At 49.1% G+C, this 3,319-nt stretch carries 4 protein-coding genes; all 4 read left to right on the top strand.

Annotation, left to right across the window (positions count from 1 at the left end; all coding sequences use genetic code 11):
* Nucleotides 1–158: 158 nt before the first annotated feature.
* Complete coding sequence (locus tag WCO51_11420) at nucleotides 159–677, top strand: Rrf2 family transcriptional regulator (GenBank protein ID MEI6513863.1); 519 nt, start codon at nucleotides 159–161, stop codon at nucleotides 675–677.
* A 3-nt stretch (nucleotides 678–680) separates the two neighbouring features.
* Nucleotides 681–1,460, top strand: a complete 780-nt coding sequence (gene sufC / locus WCO51_11415) for a Fe-S cluster assembly ATPase SufC (GenBank protein ID MEI6513862.1) — start codon at nucleotides 681–683, stop codon at nucleotides 1,458–1,460.
* A complete protein-coding gene (gene sufB / locus WCO51_11410; GenBank protein ID MEI6513861.1) occupies nucleotides 1,453–2,868 on the top strand; it encodes a Fe-S cluster assembly protein SufB in 1,416 nt (471 codons plus the stop codon). The genes sufC and sufB overlap by 8 nt, the downstream gene beginning before the upstream one ends.
* Before the next feature lie 2 nt (nucleotides 2,869–2,870).
* A partial coding sequence (locus WCO51_11405) for a hypothetical protein (protein MEI6513860.1) occupies nucleotides 2,871–3,319 on the top strand: 449 nt, incomplete at its 3' end.

Below are 3,319 nucleotides of genomic sequence, written 5' to 3'. Positions count from 1 at the left end.
TTAGAGAAGAGTGCGCAGCAATATATTCGCTCTGAATAGTAGATTAATATTCATTTGCGATGATATTTCTTAGCAATAATAAGAATCCGGTACAATCATTAAATTAATACTGTACTTTTTAGTCAGGTATCCCGTATAATAGGATTAGAGGACATCAGATGAAGGTTACGGCGCAAGAAGAATACGGGCTTCGGTGTATATTGCAACTCGTTCGGGCGAGTGAAGACGCGGTTGTTCAGGTGCCGCAAATCGCTCAAGCCGAAGGGCTATCGATACCCTACGTTGAGAAGCTAATGCGCATTATAAGCCGCGCAGGATTGGCTAAAAGCGTTCGTGGTGTCAACGGTGGCTACCGGCTGGCAGTGAAAGCTGAAATGCTCTCCCTCGGTGATGTCATGCGAGCCTTGGGCAACTTCCCGACCCCTGATGAAATGTGTCGTCAGTACACAGCTGGCCGGCATTCATGCGTTCACACAGGCCCTTGCGGAGTGCGCTCTGTTTGGAACCATGTGGCATCCTACCTAACCGAATTATTTGACAGCATCCCGCTAGTCAGCTTGGTTAACGGCGATTTCAGCAAACCTATTCAACTATTACCGCCCACCGCTTTCAGGCAGCGGCTTATTCAACACGAAGAAACCGAATCACCGATAGTGACGAGCCTTAGTAAGGAGTAACAAATGGCGTTGGAAACTCAACCAATCTTAGAAATCAAGAATCTACAAGCGAGCGTCGAAGGAAAGACCATCCTAAAGGACGTGAACCTAACCATCAACCGTGGCGAAGTGCATGCGATTATGGGACCCAACGGTTCAGGTAAGAGTACATTGGCGTTCACATTAATGGGTCACCCGAATTACGAAGTTACCGGTGGCAGCGTTCTTTTCAACGGTCAAGACCTGTTTGCGCTCAACCCCAACGAACGGGCGAAAGCCGGAATGTTTCTCGCCTTCCAATACCCAACGGCTATCCCAGGGGTGACGATCGTCAACTTCCTGCGCACCTCACTTAAAGCTCTTCGAGGTCATGACATTCCCGCTAAAGAGTTCCGTCAGGAACTTCGTGCCCGGATGAAAGACCTTCAAATCGATGAATCTTTTGTTTCAAGATATGTCAATGACGGCTTCTCAGGCGGCGAGAAAAAGCGATTTGAAGCCATGCAAATGTCACTGATGAAACCCGTATTGGCAATCCTTGACGAAACGGACTCTGGATTGGATATTGACGCGCTTCGGATAGTTGCAGAGAATGCGAACAACATGATGACGCCCGATCAGTCGATCTTGTTGATCACACACTACCAAAGGCTATTGAACTATATTAAACCGGACTTTGTACACGTTTTCGTTGATGGCCGCATAGTGCTCTCAGGTGACAAAGAACTCGCCTTGACCTTGGAAGACAGAGGCTATGATTGGCTGGTCAAAGAGGTCGAGCAGGAGGCGCTTCAAAATGGCTAAGATAGTTGCGAAACCTGATCTTAATGAGGAATATCAGTACGGCTTTCATACCGATGAGAATTACGTTTTCAAATCAGAACGCGGACTAACAAAACAGCTCGTCGAGGCAATCTCAGAGATGAAGAATGAGCCGCAGTGGATGCGCGAGTTCCGCCTGCGAGCGCTCGAAGTCTACTTGCGCAAACCAATGCCGACCTGGGGCAATACGCAGCTTCTGAGTGAAATAGATTTCGACAATATCTTCTACTACATAAGGCCTGCCGAAAAGATGAGCCGGTCATGGGATGATGTGCCGAATGATATCAAGGTTACCTTCGATAGGTTGGGCATCCCTGAGGCGGAACGCAAATTCTTAGCCGGTGTCAGCGCCCAATATGAATCGGAAGTGGTCTATCATAACATTCGTGAAGACCTCGAAAAGAAGGGCGTTCTCTTCATGGACATGGATTCCGGTCTAAGAGAACATCCTGATATTGTAAAGAAGTATATTTCGACAATTATTCCGATTATGGACAATAAGTTCGCAGCGCTCAATTCAGCCGTTTGGTCGGGAGGCAGCTTCATTTATGTGCCCGAAGGGGTTCATGTCGATATTCCTTTGCAGGCATATTTCCGGATTAATGCCGAGAATATGGGCCAATTCGAGCGTACGCTGATTATCGCCGACAAGGGCAGCAGGGTTCATTATATCGAAGGGTGCACCGCCCCTGTTTACTCATCCGATTCACTCCACTCGGCGGTCGTCGAGCTAATCGCCATGGAGGGGTCGCATATCCGCTACACCACCATCCAAAACTGGTCAAAGAATGTTTACAACTTAGTCACCAAACGCGCAGTTGCTCATAAAGATGCAACCGTTGAATGGGTGGACGGCAATCTTGGCTCTAAGCTGACGATGAAGTATCCGGCAGTTTATATGGTCGGCCCTGGAGCGCGAGGCGACATCCTATCGGTTGCCTTTGCCGGATCGGCTGGTCAGCATCAGGATGCAGGCGCAAAGGTCATCCATGCGGCGCCCCATACGACTTCAACGGTTGTCTCAAAGTCAATCAGCAAAGGCGGCGGACGAGCCAGTTATCGAGGCTTGGTAAAGGTCGATAAAGGCTGCGTAGGGGTCAAATGCAATGTCCGATGCGATGCGCTGTTGATGGACGAGGATTCAATATCCGACACCTATCCAACAATGGACATACAAGAGCGGGACGTTCGCGTCGAGCACGAAGCGACAGTCAGCAAAGTAGGCGATGAGCAACTCTTCTACTTGCGAAGCCGCGGCATGACTGAGCAGGAAGCAATCACAATGATTATTAACGGTTTCTTCGAACCGTTCGCCAAAGAGCTTCCGCTGGAATACGCAGTGGAGCTAAACCGCTTGATCGCACTCGAGATGGAAGGATCGGTGGGCTAAATATGAATATAAATGCTGAGGGACTACCAACCATAATCACAGAAGTTCCGGATGATCATATCAATAACAGCTTCGATCATAGCGTGATGCAACAGACATCACAAAGCCTCCAAGAACCTGAGTGGGCCTTCGCACGTCGACAGGAAGCGTGGAACCTATTTCAATCAACCCCGCTCCCCACTCGATCGGATGAAGGTTGGCGACGGACCGATGTTTCCGGTTTAAACTTATCCGAGATGGAACCACCGGCGCTTACCGCTCTTCGCCGACCTCTCAGCCAGGATAATCAGGTTCGAGAACAACTCAATTCGATGCTGACGAAAAGCGATAACGCTGCAGGGCGATTGATAGAAGTCGATGGCCAACCCTTTGAAGAAATGGTCTCAGATGAGCTTATCAAACAGGGCGTCATCGTCACGGATTTAGGCACTGCTATTCGCCGGTACGAATC

The organism is bacterium, from assembly GCA_037131655.1.
Taxonomy (GTDB): Bacteria; Armatimonadota; Fimbriimonadia; order Fimbriimonadales; family JBAXQP01; genus JBAXQP01.
This window is presented reverse-complemented; position numbering and strand designations above follow the sequence as displayed.

Bases quoted from the DNA above. Each gene is read 5' to 3' on its own strand.
- WCO51_11420 (MEI6513863.1), top strand. From the start codon at position 159: ATGAAGGTTACGGCGCAAGAAGAATACGGGCTTCGGTGTATATTGCAA.
- sufC (MEI6513862.1), top strand. From the start codon at position 681: ATGGCGTTGGAAACTCAACCAATCTTAGAAATCAAGAATCTACAAGCG.
- sufB (MEI6513861.1), top strand. From the start codon at position 1,453: ATGGCTAAGATAGTTGCGAAACCTGATCTTAATGAGGAATATCAGTAC.